At 31.0% G+C, this 14616-nt stretch carries 12 protein-coding genes and 2 pseudogenes; all 14 read left to right on the top strand.

All coding sequences use genetic code 11. The annotated features are described in order from the left end of the window. Positions 1-33 precede the first annotated feature (33 nt). Positions 34-1395 (top strand): ABC transporter substrate-binding protein, encoded by a 1362-nt coding sequence (locus BM183_RS17760; protein ID WP_091688508.1) that lies wholly within the window; start codon positions 34-36, stop codon positions 1393-1395. 266 nt (positions 1396-1661) lie between these two features. Further along, a complete protein-coding gene (locus tag BM183_RS17755; RefSeq protein ID WP_091688506.1) occupies positions 1662-2555 on the top strand; it encodes a carbohydrate ABC transporter permease in 894 nt (297 codons plus the stop codon). A gap of 104 nt (positions 2556-2659) precedes the next feature. After that, entirely contained in the window at positions 2660-3484 is an 825-nt protein-coding gene (locus BM183_RS17750) for a carbohydrate ABC transporter permease (protein WP_091688504.1), read from the top strand. A 475-nt stretch (positions 3485-3959) separates the two neighbouring features. Beyond that, a pseudogene (locus BM183_RS21520) lies at positions 3960-4095 on the top strand (YHYH domain-containing protein); the annotation flags it as partial. Between the two features lie 83 nt (positions 4096-4178). Continuing rightward, positions 4179-4349 (top strand): peptidoglycan-binding domain-containing protein, encoded by a 171-nt coding sequence (locus BM183_RS21515; RefSeq protein WP_334292873.1) that lies wholly within the window; start codon positions 4179-4181, stop codon positions 4347-4349. A 234-nt stretch (positions 4350-4583) separates the two neighbouring features. Further along, positions 4584-5111: pseudogene (locus BM183_RS17740) on the top strand (TIM-barrel domain-containing protein). Between the two features lie 333 nt (positions 5112-5444). Next, positions 5445-6137 (top strand): CRISPR-associated endoribonuclease Cas6, encoded by a 693-nt coding sequence (cas6, locus tag BM183_RS17735; RefSeq protein WP_091688497.1) that lies wholly within the window; start codon positions 5445-5447, stop codon positions 6135-6137. A gap of 22 nt (positions 6138-6159) precedes the next feature. Next, positions 6160-7890 carry a type I-B CRISPR-associated protein Cas8b/Csh1 gene (cas8b, locus tag BM183_RS17730; RefSeq protein ID WP_091688495.1) on the top strand — a complete coding sequence of 577 codons (1731 nt, stop codon included), beginning with the start codon at positions 6160-6162 and terminating at the stop codon, positions 7888-7890. A 21-nt stretch (positions 7891-7911) separates the two neighbouring features. After that, on the top strand, positions 7912-8865 hold the full coding sequence (locus BM183_RS17725) for a type I CRISPR-associated protein Cas7 (protein WP_091688493.1): 954 nt from the start codon (positions 7912-7914) through the stop codon (positions 8863-8865). A gap of 58 nt (positions 8866-8923) precedes the next feature. Next, positions 8924-9697 (top strand): type I-B CRISPR-associated protein Cas5b, encoded by a 774-nt coding sequence (cas5b, locus tag BM183_RS17720; protein ID WP_091688491.1) that lies wholly within the window; start codon positions 8924-8926, stop codon positions 9695-9697. A 155-nt stretch (positions 9698-9852) separates the two neighbouring features. Continuing rightward, the gene (locus BM183_RS17715; RefSeq protein ID WP_091688489.1) at positions 9853-12417 is read left to right on the top strand and encodes a CRISPR-associated helicase/endonuclease Cas3; all 2565 of its coding nucleotides are present in this window, start codon (positions 9853-9855) and stop codon (positions 12415-12417) included. 18 nt (positions 12418-12435) lie between these two features. Then, positions 12436-12927: a CRISPR-associated protein Cas4 gene (locus BM183_RS17710; protein ID WP_091688487.1), complete on the top strand. Its 492-nt coding sequence runs from the start codon at positions 12436-12438 to the stop codon at positions 12925-12927. A gap of 52 nt (positions 12928-12979) precedes the next feature. Further along, the gene (gene cas1b / locus BM183_RS17705) at positions 12980-13978 is read left to right on the top strand and encodes a type I-B CRISPR-associated endonuclease Cas1b (RefSeq protein ID WP_091688485.1); all 999 of its coding nucleotides are present in this window, start codon (positions 12980-12982) and stop codon (positions 13976-13978) included. Then, positions 13979-14275, top strand: a complete 297-nt coding sequence (cas2, locus tag BM183_RS17700) for a CRISPR-associated endonuclease Cas2 (RefSeq protein ID WP_091688482.1) — start codon at positions 13979-13981, stop codon at positions 14273-14275. Positions 14276-14616: the final 341 nt, after the last annotated feature.

Genomic DNA, 14616 nt, shown 5'->3' with positions numbered 1-14616 from the left:
CCAATTACGATTGTAAAATATGGAGGGAAGGTTATGAAAAAAATAACAAAAAGGTTAGTGTCATTACTTTTGGCAGCAGTGTTGGTATTTAGTTTAGCTGCCTGCGGGAAGAATGATAAAGGAACTACAACAGATTCCAAAGATACAGACAAGGTAACAGAAGGTAAAACGGAGAAAAACACAGATGGGGACAAGGCTCCAGAGCAAATTACTTTAAATGTTTGGCATCAATGGTCCAATGATACCAATGAATTGAAAAAACTTTATGATCAGGCAGTTGCTGAATATATCGAGGCAAATCCTCATGTTAAAATTGATACCCAGACATTGGATACAGAGGCATATAAAACCAAAATATCCGCAGAATTTGCAGGTACTGCAAGCGGTATAGATGTATTCTATTATTGGGGTGCCGGTACAGCCAGAAAACTTGTAAATGCAGATAAATTATTACCTTTAGACGACTATATTACAGATGATGTAAAAGCTAAGATTTTACCAGGCTCAACATCTGCATTTGAATACAATGGTAAAACTTATTCTTTACCCATGTTCTCCTGGTATATGACTTTATTTGCAAACAAAGATTTATTTGAACAAGCCGGTGCAACTATACCAACTACATACGATGAATTATTAGAAGCTTGTACAAAATTAGCAGCTCTTGATGGGGTTACTCCTCTGGCAGCAGGTGCGAAAGACGGCTGGAATGCTGCATTTATATATCAGGCATTAGCACTAAGAGAAGTCGGTGCAAAGAATATCAATGCTATGTTAAGTGGAGAAGTTCCATTTGAAGATACTGGTTACACAGAAGCCGCCAATAAAGTAATCGAGCTTTATAATGCAGGTGCATTCGGTAAAAATCCCCTTGAAACCGGAAATGATGATGCTAACTCAGCATTTATCAGTGGAAAAGCAGCTATGAGAATCATGGGAAGCTGGTTTGCAAATCAGGTATATACAGATGCTACAGCCACCATTAATCCGGAGAATGTAGTAGCTTTAAAGATTCCTATGATTTCCGGTAAAGGCAGCGCAACTGATTACGCCGGTGGTTTCGTTGAATCTTTCTGGGTAAATAAGAATACAAAATATGCAGATGAAGCAGCAAAATTTGCAATATTTATTAATGAGAAGATGGGTAAAGCCGCTTATGAAACCGGAACCGGTTTCTGCGGATGGAACGTAGAACTGGATGAAAGTAAGTTAAATCCATTATTTGTTCAAATCAAAGGTTTATTAGGTGAGAGTGTGGAAGGTGTGTTGGCATGGGATACTTCCTTGGATTCTAATCCGGCAACTATTCACAATGAACAAGTTCAGACTTTATTTGCTCCAAATGCAGATGTTAATGTATTTATTGAAGAACATAAAGCAGCTATCAATCAATAGAAAACTACTGAAATGTTACAATTTTATTATTCTCAGTGCATTCTGCAAAACAGAATTTATGAAAGATGGCTAGATAGGCAATAAAGAAATTATTTCCCAATATTTATAAATCTTAATACACTTTTAAACAATAGGTCTAAGGGATTATCACTTACAAAGTTAAAAAGTGATAATCCCTTAACTTAATTAATTCGATCGTATAAGGGTATCTTTTGTCAGTCAAACACCCTTGACTAATCAAAATACAATATCAGGAGGGTCAATCTATGGATAAAATGTTAGGTAAGAAACGATATATTGCAATTTTCGTTATGCCGGCATTGTTGCTATTTCTATGTTTTGTTGTGGCACCATTAGTTGTCACAGGTATCTATAGCTTGTTTGAATATGACGGAATAGGTACTATGAAATTTTTAGGATTAAGTAATTATATAGAATTATTTACAAAAGACCGATATTTTCCAAAAGCACTAACCAACTCCCTGGTTCTGGCCGGTGCTTCCATATTTATTCAGATTCCTTTATCTTTGCTTCTTGCAATTATTCTGGCCAGGGGAATCAAAGGGGAAAAAGCATTTCGAACAATATATTTTGTACCGGTAGTTATCTCTAGTATGGTTATTGGTCAATTATGGATGAAAATTTTTAATAGCCAATACGGCTTATTAAATATAATAATAGGTTTTTTTACCGGTGAGAAATTCGAATATTCTTGGTTATCCACTCCATCAACAGCTTTTATTGCCACCGTTATACCGGCAGTATGGCAGTATATAGGATATCATATGTTAATCTTTTATGCAGGTATTAAATCGATTCCAACAGATTATTATGAAGCTGCAAAAATCGATGGGGCCTCTAATGGACAGGTTTCGTTAAAGATAACCTTGCCATTGCTGACACCGGTTATTAAAACCTGTCTGCTGTTTGCTTTAACTGGTTCTTTCCGTGCCTTTGATTTAATCTATGTTATGACAGGGGGCGGACCCAATCATGCAAGTGAAGTTCCCGGTACCTTAATGTATAGCAGTTTATTCCGACGGGGACTTTACGGTTATGGTAGTGCCCAAGCCTTTTTTATTGTCATTGAATGTTTGGTATTTAGTTATGTTATAAGCCGGTTATTTAAGAAAGCAGAAGAAAATGCATCAGTGATATAAGAGGGAAGTGAAAAAAATTTACACGGTGAATTGTGAAACAATTCGCTCTGCAAATATTGTACTTGCGCCTAAATTCGCAGGTATATAAAGCATGGAGGATTAATATGAAGAAAGTAAAAAAAAGAATATTATTTATTATATTAATATTAATTGCAATTGCACAATTATTCCCGCTATATTGGCTTATTACATTTTCTTTAAAAAGCAACATAGAGATCTTTGGCGAAAATGTGCTTGGTCTACCCAAGGATTGGAGATGGATTAATTATACAACTGCTTTATCTGATGGAGGAGTACTTAGATATTTTCTTAACTCCGTATTTTATTCAGGAACAACAGTAGCTGTAACAGGCATTATTACGGCTATGGCAGGATATGCAATTGCGAGAATGAAGTGGAAATTAAATAATCTTGTATTTGGTTTCTTTGCTTTGGGAATTATGATACCAACTCAGGCAGCACTTCTTCCGTTATTTCAGGTTCTGGATAAACTTGGGCTTAAAGGTGGATACATTGGCTTGCTAATTCCTTACATATCATTTGCAATTCCTATGAGTTTAATGATTCTAGTAAGTTTTTATAAAGGAATACCTAAGGAGATGGAAGAGGCATCCTATATTGATGGCTGTGGAGTTCTTCGCTGTTTTGGAACTATCATACTGCCAATTATAAAACCGGCTTTGGCAACGGCTTCAATCTTTACTTTTCTTGGTACCTGGAATGAGCTTATGTTTGCTAATACACTAGTGGACAGCTCAGACTTTAGAACCTTACCGGTTGGTATCATGTCCTTCTCCGGTCAATATTCCACGGACTGGGGACTAATTGGGGCAGCCATGGTAATTGCAACTTTGCCGACAATCATTGTTTATTTCTTTTTAAGTAATCAGGTGCAGGAAAGCTTAGTAATGGGAGCGGTAAAGGGATAGAAAATACACCTGATGGCCTTCTACAGGAAGCAGACAAGGCATTATATTCTGCAAAACGTGATGGCAGAAATATTTTAAGATAATTGTGATTAGCCCTGTATTTATACTTGATAAAATTAATAATTAAAAGAAAATATTTATAGAAGATATATACTTTAAAACAACTAATAAAATGGAACTTGATATTAATCAGGTTCCATTTTACTTGAATATATTGGAATTACCATTGATTTAAAAATTCCAATCTGTTACAATTATAAATATATATCTTAATATTTATGATACCCTAATACAGAACTATAAAACTTTATAAAATAAAATGAAGAACATTTTATTAAATAAATTACAATAAGGAAAAGAGGGAAAATGTATGAGTAAATTATTAAAAAAGATTATGATTTGTTTATTAACATCAACTCTTTTATTTAATACTATTGACACGGTATTTAATACGTCTATAGTATCAGTCACAACAGAGGCTCATTCAGGCAGAACAGATTCCAGCGGTGGGCATAAAGATAATAAAAATAAAAGTGGATTAGGCTCATACCACTATCATTGTGGAGGATACCCCGCTCATTTACATAGCAATGGAGAGTGTCCATATTCAACAACTTCTAGTAAGACTACCACCTCTAGTAAAACCACAGCATCCACTAAAAGTAAGTCAAGCAATAGTGCTGGTAAATCTGAAATAAAGAAAGTGCAAAAGAAGTTAAATGAATTAGGATATGATTGCGGAACTCCTGACGGAATTATGGGAAAAAAGACAAAAAAAGCTTTAAAGGAATATCAAGAAGATTATAATTTAACGGTAGATGGTGTTATTGGTAAAGAAGTTAAAAAATCAATGGGAATAGATTAGATACATATTAATATTTTGAAATATTTTAGACTTCAGATTGAAGAAAAATCACTTTTATAACGCAAGTTTTAAAGGTGATTTTTTTATAAAGATTAATTTTTCATATCTTAGCCCGGCACCAACAAACCAGTAAGGATGGAACCTTCCGGAGATGGGCGGGCATTCGTCAGATACCGGTCCTTAAGAGAATGGAAAAGGATGAGAGACATGGGATATTAGAGCAGGACCGGGATTATGCCATCAAGAATAAGCTCTGTATTCTTAATCCGGACGGTACCCCCATACCATACCGGAGGACCATTGGTTCGCTGGAGCGTTTCTCTTGGATTTTCCAATCTGGAGACGGTTGACTGGTGGTTTGAGAAAAGAAAATATCTCCTTATGACGATAGTTGACGGATTTAAAACCGATAGGGGAGAATTCATATTAAGTAATGATGTTGTTGCAGCAAATGGCTGTACCGGGTTGGAAATGAGAAACGGATATGCGGAAAGCTATGTAAAAGCCTATAGCCGTTTTGTCGGAAAAGACCGGGTTTTATTTAGCAGAGCCGGTTATAAGGGGCAACAGAAATACCCAATCCAATGGGCGGGAGATCACATGTCGAAATGGGAGGAATTTTAGTATATACTTTCTGCGGGCTTAAGCATTGGCTTGAGCGGAGTACCCTTCTGGAGTTTTGATATTGCAGGATTTGCGGGTCCGATGCCAAGCCTTGAATTGTATGAGCGTGCAACGCAAATGGCGGTATTTGACAAGTAAACATAGTTTTTTCAGTAGACAATATGAATTAATTAAATTATAATAATACGGAAAGAAGTTTCATTGAAAGTTAACATATAATGTATTGAAATATGTTAATTTTTAAATGGAGTTATTTTTGAACTTTTAACATATGATGTATATAATAATATCCGGTTTATAAAGAGTATAGAGAAGTCCTGAGGGACTTCTCTATATTTTTGTATAAAAATAATCTAATAATTGAATGAAATATTTTTTATTAATTATTTGTTTTATTGACAACATATTACATATATGGTATATAAAGGATATAATATAACATATTTTTTATAGAAAGGAGGTGAAAATGGTATGGTTTATGAATTAATTTCTAAAGTTTATTTATTGAACGACATTTCTCTATCTAATATGAGAGATAAAATTACCAAATTAATTGATGAAACATTAGCAAAAGATGAGTATTATTTATCATTTCACAGAAAAAATACTTTTAAAAATTATTCTTATGATAATTTTTATAATGTGGAAAATGATGGAGTTTATCGTGAAGGGAAAATATATTCATTTCGTATCAGAACTGTAGATGCTCAACTAAGTAACTATCTTGAAAAGGCATTATTTACGGCTTACACAAGTGATATGAAAGTCCTTACGGTTACTAAGCGAACAATTCCGAAAAAGTACTTAGAAAGAATATTTTCAATAACTCCAATAGTTATTAAGACGGAAGAAGGATATTGGCGTACACACGTATCAATAGAAGAATTTGAAAAAAAATTAAGAAACAACTTAATAAAGAACTATAACACTTTTTATAATACCAAGATTAATGAAGACTTTGAACTTTTCACCTATATCGAATTTAATAATCAAAAGCCGATTTCAGTGCCATTTAAGAATAACATTACATTATTAGGTGATAAAGTCACTTTTCATGTAAGCGAGAATGAAATGGCTCAGAAATTGACGTATTTTGCAATCGGTGTTGGTATAGGAGAATGCGGATCCCGCGGATGCGGCTTTATTGGTTATCAGTATCTATAAGTGAACAGGAGGTGATAAAGCAGTGTTAAAAGAAGTAGTTAAGATATTTGAAAAAGAGTATCGGGCTGAAAGCAGAGAAGATAATCAGGATTTTTACATTACGAAGGACCACATTCCTGAAGATGGTGATTATATTATCCTTGAAGAAACTAGGGATGGATTTCAAGAGCTTGATCGAATTAACGTTAAAGTTGATAAAAAAACACGAACAGTAGAAACAACGAATTCATATTTCAAATTTATACAATATGCCGATTATTTAAGTAAGTATTTAGAATCTAACAAAGCGATTGCAGATAAGAACATTCATAGTAATAATTATCTAACCTTATTCATTAAAAAAGAAAATCTTTTTAATGGTAAAATCACAGAAGATGTATTGACAAAATATTATGAGACTTTTAAAAATCCATATACAAAATATTGTAAGAAACAATTAAAAATAGCATATGCAGCTTTGGAAGATAAGTATGGAAAACCGGATATTGACCGAATCAATAAAATTGAAGAATGGGTTAAGAAGAATCTGTTTTCTTTAAAATTAAGCAAGGATAAAACCTATGTAAAATTATTTTTCTATTACGATTTGGAAGAATATCGAAAAGAAAGTGAAAAATATATTCTTACTAACATTTACAATAATGCAAAATATAATACAAAGATAAAAGGAATCATTTATGGAGTTCCCAATAATAACATGGGGTTAAATAGTAAAAAACCGTATCTTGAGCATAAAACAAGAAAAAATGTTGCACCAATATTATTAAATCAAGATGAAGTATTATTACAAAAGAAGTTTTTTGATTATCTGAATACCTTAGTACAGCAAAGAAAAATAAATCTATATATAGATGAAGAAGGAATATATGCTCTAACCGGTCAGGATATACCTAAACAAAATTTTACAGGATATTTTATGAGACTGCAAAAAGGTATGGAAACAGAAATACATGATTTTGATACGGTTGTTAATTTTAGTAATCATATCACGCCAATTGAAATTAAGAATGAATTACGTTTGGAAAAATCTAATATCGAGTATAAAACGATTCATACCCGAGCAGAGCTTAAAAAAATTATCAACGAAGTCTTTTTCCGTAAGTTTTTAGAAACGAACTATTTTACGGATGCAAAAGATATGAAGATTTATGACGATTGCATAAGGCGGAATATACTCCTTGCAAGAAGAATTTTGTTTGACTGGTTTTATAAAGGAATAAACAATTCTTTATGGAATACACTGGAGTTTTGTTGTTTGGATTTAATAAAAAATTCTATAGTTAATAATTACTTACCAACGGCAAAAGAACAATTTAATTTGTATACATCTCTAAAAATATATTTTGAAGGGGAGGAAAAAATGGAGAAAACAAAAATTAATGTAGAAGAATTTGAGAAGAAACTTGATTTAGATAAGCCGGGAGAGTTTTCTAATGATGGAGAATATTACTTTGCAGCAGGTCAATTAGCCAACTATTTTCTGACAAAAAGTAAAGCCAATGTTAAAAAATACTCATTAATGAATCCAATTTTGAATGCAAAATCTCCGGAGAAAATTGAGTTAGAACTAAAAAAGTTATATGATAAATATAATCACGATATAATTAGTAACAGAAGATTTAACAATATGTATTATATGGTAAATGATTATATAGTATCCAATAATATAATAGACAATAATAATTTATTAAAAGGTTTTTTACATCCTTGTATGATATTTAAGTCAACGAACACTAAAACAAATGAAAATTAAATGATGAGGGAGGAATTTGTTATGAATAAACGAGTGTATGGAGTTATAGGAATAGTATCAAAAATGAGTAACTGGAATGCAGATTTTACGGGATATCCAAAATCAACTTCGGACGGAAGTGTATTTGGTAGTGATAAGGCATTAAAATATCCAATGAAAATTATGTGGAATCAACAAGGGGAGAAAGTGCTTTATATCAAATCCTTTAAGCAGGAAGTTAAAAAGGAAGGAATTGAACTAACACCAAGGTCTTTAACAGAACGATACGATTATCTATTTCCGGAAAGTGATGAACAGGGGAAGGACAAGATTTTACTGCTTAAAAATTTGTTTTCCACCATTGATGTTAAAAACTTTGGAGCAACATTCGCTGAAAAAGGTAATAATCTTTCAATTACAGGGGCTGTACAGATTGGACAAGGTATGAATAAATATAAAAACAGTATAGCTTTTGAACAACAGATTTTATCACCTTTTAGAGATGATTCAGACAAAAACAAAAAAGATAAAGAAGATAAAGAAGATGCGAAGGCTACAACGCTGGGAACTAAGATAATAAGTGACGAAGCCCATTATTTCTACCCATTTGTAATTAATCCTACGTCCTATGACGAGTTTGTTGCTCTTGGCGTAACGAAAGGCTATACAGAAGAAGATTATGAGAAATTTAAAGATACTGCTTTAGTTGCAGCAACAGCCTTTAATACCAATGCTAAAATTGGATGTGAAAATGAATTAGCAGTATTCATTGAAACGGAACGAGATGTTTACTTACCAGATTTATCACAATATATTAATTTTGTAAAAGGAGAGGACTGTAGCATAATAGAGTTTAATATTGGAGATATACTTAATCCATTGTGGGATAGAATTAAATGTGTGGAAATCTATTATAATCCTCATACCTTACAAATTCAACATGATATTAAGAATGTGAAAAAATTTAATCTATTTACCAAGAAAGAGCTAATATAAGGAAATAGTATAAATATATCTTTGGAAAGCTGAGATTTATTGGCAGAATGGAGATAAAATGAAAATATTAAAATTTAAATTAAGTGGTGATCATGCCTTTTTTAAAAAGCCAGATGTAAATACTTATTATTATTTTACATATGGCCACATTCATAAAATTGCTTTGCTGGGTATCTTTGGAGCTATTATGGGTTATGGTGGATATAGTCAGCAAAAAGATAAGGATGTATATCCGGAATTTTATGAAAAACTGAAACATATTAAAGTCGGTATACAGCCTTATAAACATGGACAAGCTCATAATGGTTATTTTACAAAGAAGATACAAACCTTTAATAATACGGTAGGATACGCTAATACGGATGGGAATCTAATTGTGAAAGAACAATGGCTGGAAAATCCAAGTTGGAATATCTATATGATTATTGAAGGCGAGACAGCGGATAAACTTTGTAAAAGTATAATTAATTCTCATTCAGTCTTTGTGCCTTATTTGGGAAAGAATGATCATATGGCAAATATAAGTGAGATACAAATACTTGAGGGAGAAAGTATAAATTTATCAGAACCAATTATAATTAACAGTTTGTATTTAAAGGATCATTTTAATATGTCAATAGAGGATATAAATGATTTGTGGAGCAGTGATTACAATCCGGATTCAAATTACAGATATGAAGAGAAATTACCTGCCGAACTTGATGAAGAAACAAATCAATATATTATAAGATATTTTGTATATACCAATAAAAAAGTTGAGTTAAAAGAAGATGTGAATGAAAGTCAGATAGATGTTTTAAAATGTTGTGGCAGTAATATATATTTCTTCTAAATAGATTTGACAAGGCGTAAGTATATGTGAGGATGTTGCAAAATTGAAATTTGCAATACTGTAAATAAATCAGTAAGCAACAATTTTGCAACAACTTCCATACTAAAATTATGCTTGCGCCTAATTTTGCAGGCTTTCAAAGCATGGAGGGTACTATGCAGTATTTTAAACAAATACATACCGTAAAAATACAAAATTTAATAATAAATCATGAGCATATATTAGCACATTTATCGGAGGATGGAAGGGAGGAAACCTTACAGGAACATTCCGAACTTTGCATACAATACCTTGAAAAGATATTGGAGAGAAAGCAATTATATCATGTATTACAAAATATTGAATTGTGCTTTTTATCTGATATGAGTTCCGAAGGGAAAGAATTATTCTGGGACATGTTTTATAATACTATATCGCTACACGATATGGGAAAGATTAATTGTAATTTTCAATACGTTAAGATGAAAAATCTATTTTTTAAAGATAAATATTCTATTGATTGTAACACAACAAACCATTCTATGCTGTCTGCCATTCTTTATATTAACGAATTTTATGAGAGAATATCCAAACTCCAAACAATAAAAGATCGTCCCAAACTGAATGTATTTATGTTCTTAAATGCTTATGTTATATCGAAACATCATGGTAATTTCGATAGTTTTGAAGAGTTTCAGAATAAATTAACTGGTTTAGATGGAGAAGGTAAAAGAATAATTACAGATCAAAAGATTCTTTACAAAGATATTTATACAAAAGAAATAAAAATAAGTAATATGGAATTATTAAGAAAACTTTTTGATTTTGCATTACAAACATTAAAAAAATTAGAAATCAATAATAAGGAAACATCAATTGATATAGTTATCTATGAAAGATTTTTATCTTCTTTACTGCTTTCATGTGATTACTATGCAACAACTGAATTTAAAAATCAAACAGCAATAAATCATTTTGGAGAAATCAATAATATATATAAGTTTACAGAAGTTTTTAGAAATACGTCTCTATACAAGAAGATTAGAAACTATGAAAAAAATGAGTATGGTAAAAGGAAAGGCTTTGACGGGATTACCGATATTAATATATTGAGAAATGAAATGTTTCTGGATGCGGAAAAAGTCCTATGTAATAATCTTGATAAAGACATATTTTTTTTAGAGGCTCCCACCGGTTCCGGTAAAAGCATGGTAAGTTTTAACCTGGGGTTTCATCTTTTGGATCAGGTAACTAACTTGAATAAAATATTTTACGTTTATCCATTTAATACTCTTATAGAACAAAACATTGACAATATTAACGACATATTTGGGGAAAGTGAATGTAAAAAAGACATCGCAGTTATAAATTCTGTAATTCCAATGAATAAAGTAATGAAAGACGATGAAGAAGAAGGGGATGTTATAAATCAGAACATTGATTACGTTCGAACCTTACTGGACCGACAATTTTTACATTATCCAATCGTATTGACAACACACGTAAGTATGTTTCGCTATTTCTTTGGAAGAGATAAGGAAGCCCTTTTTCCATTAGCCCAAATAGCAAATAGTGTGATTATACTTGATGAGATACAAAGTTATCGAAACGAAATATGGAAAGAAATTATTACGTTCTTAAATCACTATGCCAAAATATTAAATATTAAAATCATTATAATGTCTGCAACACTTCCGAATCTTGGAAGACTTGTGGATACAGATACTAAGATAGTTAACTTAATTACAGATCGCGATAAGTTTTTCTTAAATCCCATTTTTAAGGATAGAGTTAAAATTGATTTCTCACTTATTAATATTCAGGATAATATTATGGAGCATGTAGTTTCGCATATTATCCAAACAGGACAACAGAGGAATATAAATATTTTAGTAGAATTCATATATCGTAGAAGTGCATATGAAGCTTATGATAGACTGCAAGGTGCTGTTCCTGGCAAAAAAATCATGCTTCTTACCAGTGATGATACAAGTTTTGAAAGAAAGCAAATTGTTGAAGATTTTAAAAGCAGAAAAGATATTATATTGATTGCAACACAAGTTATTGAAGCCGGTGTAGATATTGATGCTGATATTGGTTACAAAGACATATCTCTATTGGATTCAGAAGAACAATTTATAGGTAGAATAAATCGTCATTTTAAAGATGTTGGTAAAATAGGAAGTGTATATTTTTTTAATAAAGATTCTGCCACCACTCTTTATAAACAGGATGTAAGGAAGGAAAAGGTCTTTACACTTGAAAATGAAGAGGTAAGAAAAATTTTACTAAACAAGGATTTTGAAGTATATTATCACAGAATATTAAATGCAATAGAAGATAATAGCTTTAGATTTGACGAATTTATAAAAAACGCAGTGAACACCCTTAATTTTATAAAAATTGAAGAGAAAATGCGATTAATTGACGATGATAAATATAAATATAGTGTATTTTTAAGTAGGATCATTCCAATAAGTGACACTGAAATTTTGAATGGAGAAACTGTATGGAATGATTACATAAAAATCCTGGAAGATGAAGAAATGGAATACACTGAAAAGAAAGTAAAGCTATTTGATGCAAGAACGGACTTAAATTACTTTATCTATAAAACAAGTAATAATAATATACAATATGAAAAGCGTATTGGAGATTTGTTTTATATATCTGAGACAGATGAGTATTTTAAAGATGGAAAGTTTATAAGGAACAGTTTAGATAATGATATGTTCTCATAGATAATTAAGGAGGTCTATATGAAAGTAAATGGTACCCTTATAAATTATTACTTTCATTGCAAGAGGCAATGTTGGCTTCACGGCAATCGTGTTAATTTGGAAGATAATAGCGAAGACGTTAAAATAGGAAAATCGATTCATATGATTAAGCAGGAGCAGAACAAAGAAACGGAGATAAGTATTGATAATATTAAAATTGATAAAATTTCAGGCGAGTACCTTACTGAGATAAAAAAGTCTGATGCTGATATTGAGGCAGCAAAATGGCAAGTGCTATTGTATTTAAAAATATTAAGAAATAAGGGGATTTATAAAAAAGGGAAATTAGAATTTGTAGAGAAAAATAAAAGTAAAAACATTATATACTTAGAATTAGATGATGAAAAGGTCAAAGAATTGGATAGAATTGAAGTTGAAATAGAAGAACTAATACAGAATTCAGAGATTCCGCCGGTTGTTAAACTGCCAAAATGTAAAAAGTGTGCTTATTATGAATATTGTTTTATATAGAAAAGGCTAATGATATTGGACTAATAAAACGGAGAGCAAGGAGAAGTATGTCATGGGAAGTACAAGATATATTACGTCAATGGGTGAATTAAGTAGAAAAGATAATTCATTATGTTTTAGAAAAAACAATAAGAATGTTTACATACCGGTAGAGAATACCAAAGAGATATATTGTATGTCAGAAGTAAGTTTTAATACAAAGCTACTAGATTTTCTGGCACAAAATAATATTATTTTACATATCTTTAATTATTACGAAGGCTACAGTGGAACCTTTTATCCCAGAGACCATTATTGCAGTGGAAAGTTATTAGTAAAACAAGTGGAAGCGTATAAAAATAAACGTATAGAAATAGCAAAAGCAATTGTTGGAGGTATAGCAGATAATATTTACGAAGTTTTGTATCACTATTACAAACATGATAAAAAGGAAACGAAAGGAACAATAGACTGGCTTGCGAAAGAATGTAAATACAATTTAGAAAAAGCAAATGATATAAAGCAAATTCTTCAAGTGGAAGGTGAGATATGGTGCAGATTTTATAGTGAATTTAAGCATATTCTACCGGAAGATTTTGTTATGAATCGAAGAGTAAAACGTCCACCGGATAACCCAATTAATGCATTAATATCTTTTGGTAATACGCTTTTATATGGAAAGACAGTATCTGCAATATATAATACCCATTTGGATCAAAGAATTAGTTTTTTGCATGAATTAGCAGAAAGAAGATTTTCTTTAAGTTTAGATATAAGTGAAGTTTTTAAACCTGTTATAGTATTTCGAACAATATTTGATTTAGTAAATAATCGAAGGCTTCAAGTTGATAAACATTTTGAGAAAAAATATAATTATTGCTTATTGAATGAAGAAGGAAGAAATGTATTTATAAAAGCATTTGAAGAAAGATTAGAGTCTACTTTCACACATGGGAAACTAGGAAGAAAGGTAACATATCGTACATCAATTAAATTGGATTGTTACAAATTAATAAAATGTATACTTGAAGAACAAGAGTTTAAACCATTTAATCTAAAGGAGAAACGATAAATGAAGAAAAAAGAAAATTATAATTATAATTATGCTTTTCTTTTTTATGATGTTAATGAAAAAAGAGTTGCAAAAGTCTTTAAAATATGTAAAAAATATCTGTCCCATTATCAAAAATCTGTATTTCGTGGAGAGGTAACACCCTCTAATCTATTGCTATTAAAAAATGAACTTAATAAGGTGATTAATATGCAGGAGGACTTTATATGTATCATTAAATTAAAAAATAATAATGTTTATGGAGAAGAAGTATTGGGAAATCAGCAATATGACACAGGTGAAAGCTTATTAATTTAATTTTACCAAGCTACAAAATTCTAAAGTAGTGGAGATATGCATAAAATAAGGCACTTGTACTTGTTTTACTTAAAATCACGCATTAATTAGAAAGCCTGGTAAAAAAATGATATTTCATTGATTATTAAGGGATTATTAGGTATAATTAAATTATAGAATGGCTTATTTTCTAGGATTGAACAATAACAGATGTTGTATTGAAATTTTAGAAAGCGAGGCATTATAATGGCAGAAACATACATTGAACAATAACAGATGTTGTATTGAAATACAAGCGAATCCGATTGATGAACTGGATTTCCAGGTTATTGAACAATAACAGATGTTGTATTGAAATCTTT

Source organism: Anaerocolumna aminovalerica (genome assembly GCF_900115365.1).
Classification (GTDB): domain Bacteria; phylum Bacillota; class Clostridia; order Lachnospirales; family Lachnospiraceae; genus Anaerocolumna; species Anaerocolumna aminovalerica.
The sequence above is the reverse complement of the archived record's forward strand: the minus strand, read 5'-3'. Positions and strand labels throughout refer to the sequence as shown.

Excerpts from the sequence above, each read along its gene's own strand:
- cas5b (WP_091688491.1), top strand. The coding sequence starts at position 8,924 with ATGAAAATATTAAAATTTAAATTAAGTGGTGATCATGCCTTTTTTAAA.
- BM183_RS17755 (WP_091688506.1), top strand. The coding sequence starts at position 1,662 with ATGGATAAAATGTTAGGTAAGAAACGATATATTGCAATTTTCGTTATG.
- cas1b (WP_091688485.1), top strand. The coding sequence starts at position 12,980 with ATGGGAAGTACAAGATATATTACGTCAATGGGTGAATTAAGTAGAAAA.
- BM183_RS17760 (WP_091688508.1), top strand. The coding sequence starts at position 34 with ATGAAAAAAATAACAAAAAGGTTAGTGTCATTACTTTTGGCAGCAGTG.
- BM183_RS17710 (WP_091688487.1), top strand. The coding sequence starts at position 12,436 with ATGAAAGTAAATGGTACCCTTATAAATTATTACTTTCATTGCAAGAGG.
- cas2 (WP_091688482.1), top strand. The coding sequence starts at position 13,979 with ATGAAGAAAAAAGAAAATTATAATTATAATTATGCTTTTCTTTTTTAT.
- BM183_RS17750 (WP_091688504.1), top strand. The coding sequence starts at position 2,660 with ATGAAGAAAGTAAAAAAAAGAATATTATTTATTATATTAATATTAATT.
- BM183_RS17725 (WP_091688493.1), top strand. The coding sequence starts at position 7,912 with ATGAATAAACGAGTGTATGGAGTTATAGGAATAGTATCAAAAATGAGT.
- BM183_RS17715 (WP_091688489.1), top strand. The coding sequence starts at position 9,853 with ATGCAGTATTTTAAACAAATACATACCGTAAAAATACAAAATTTAATA.
- cas6 (WP_091688497.1), top strand. The coding sequence starts at position 5,445 with ATGGTTTATGAATTAATTTCTAAAGTTTATTTATTGAACGACATTTCT.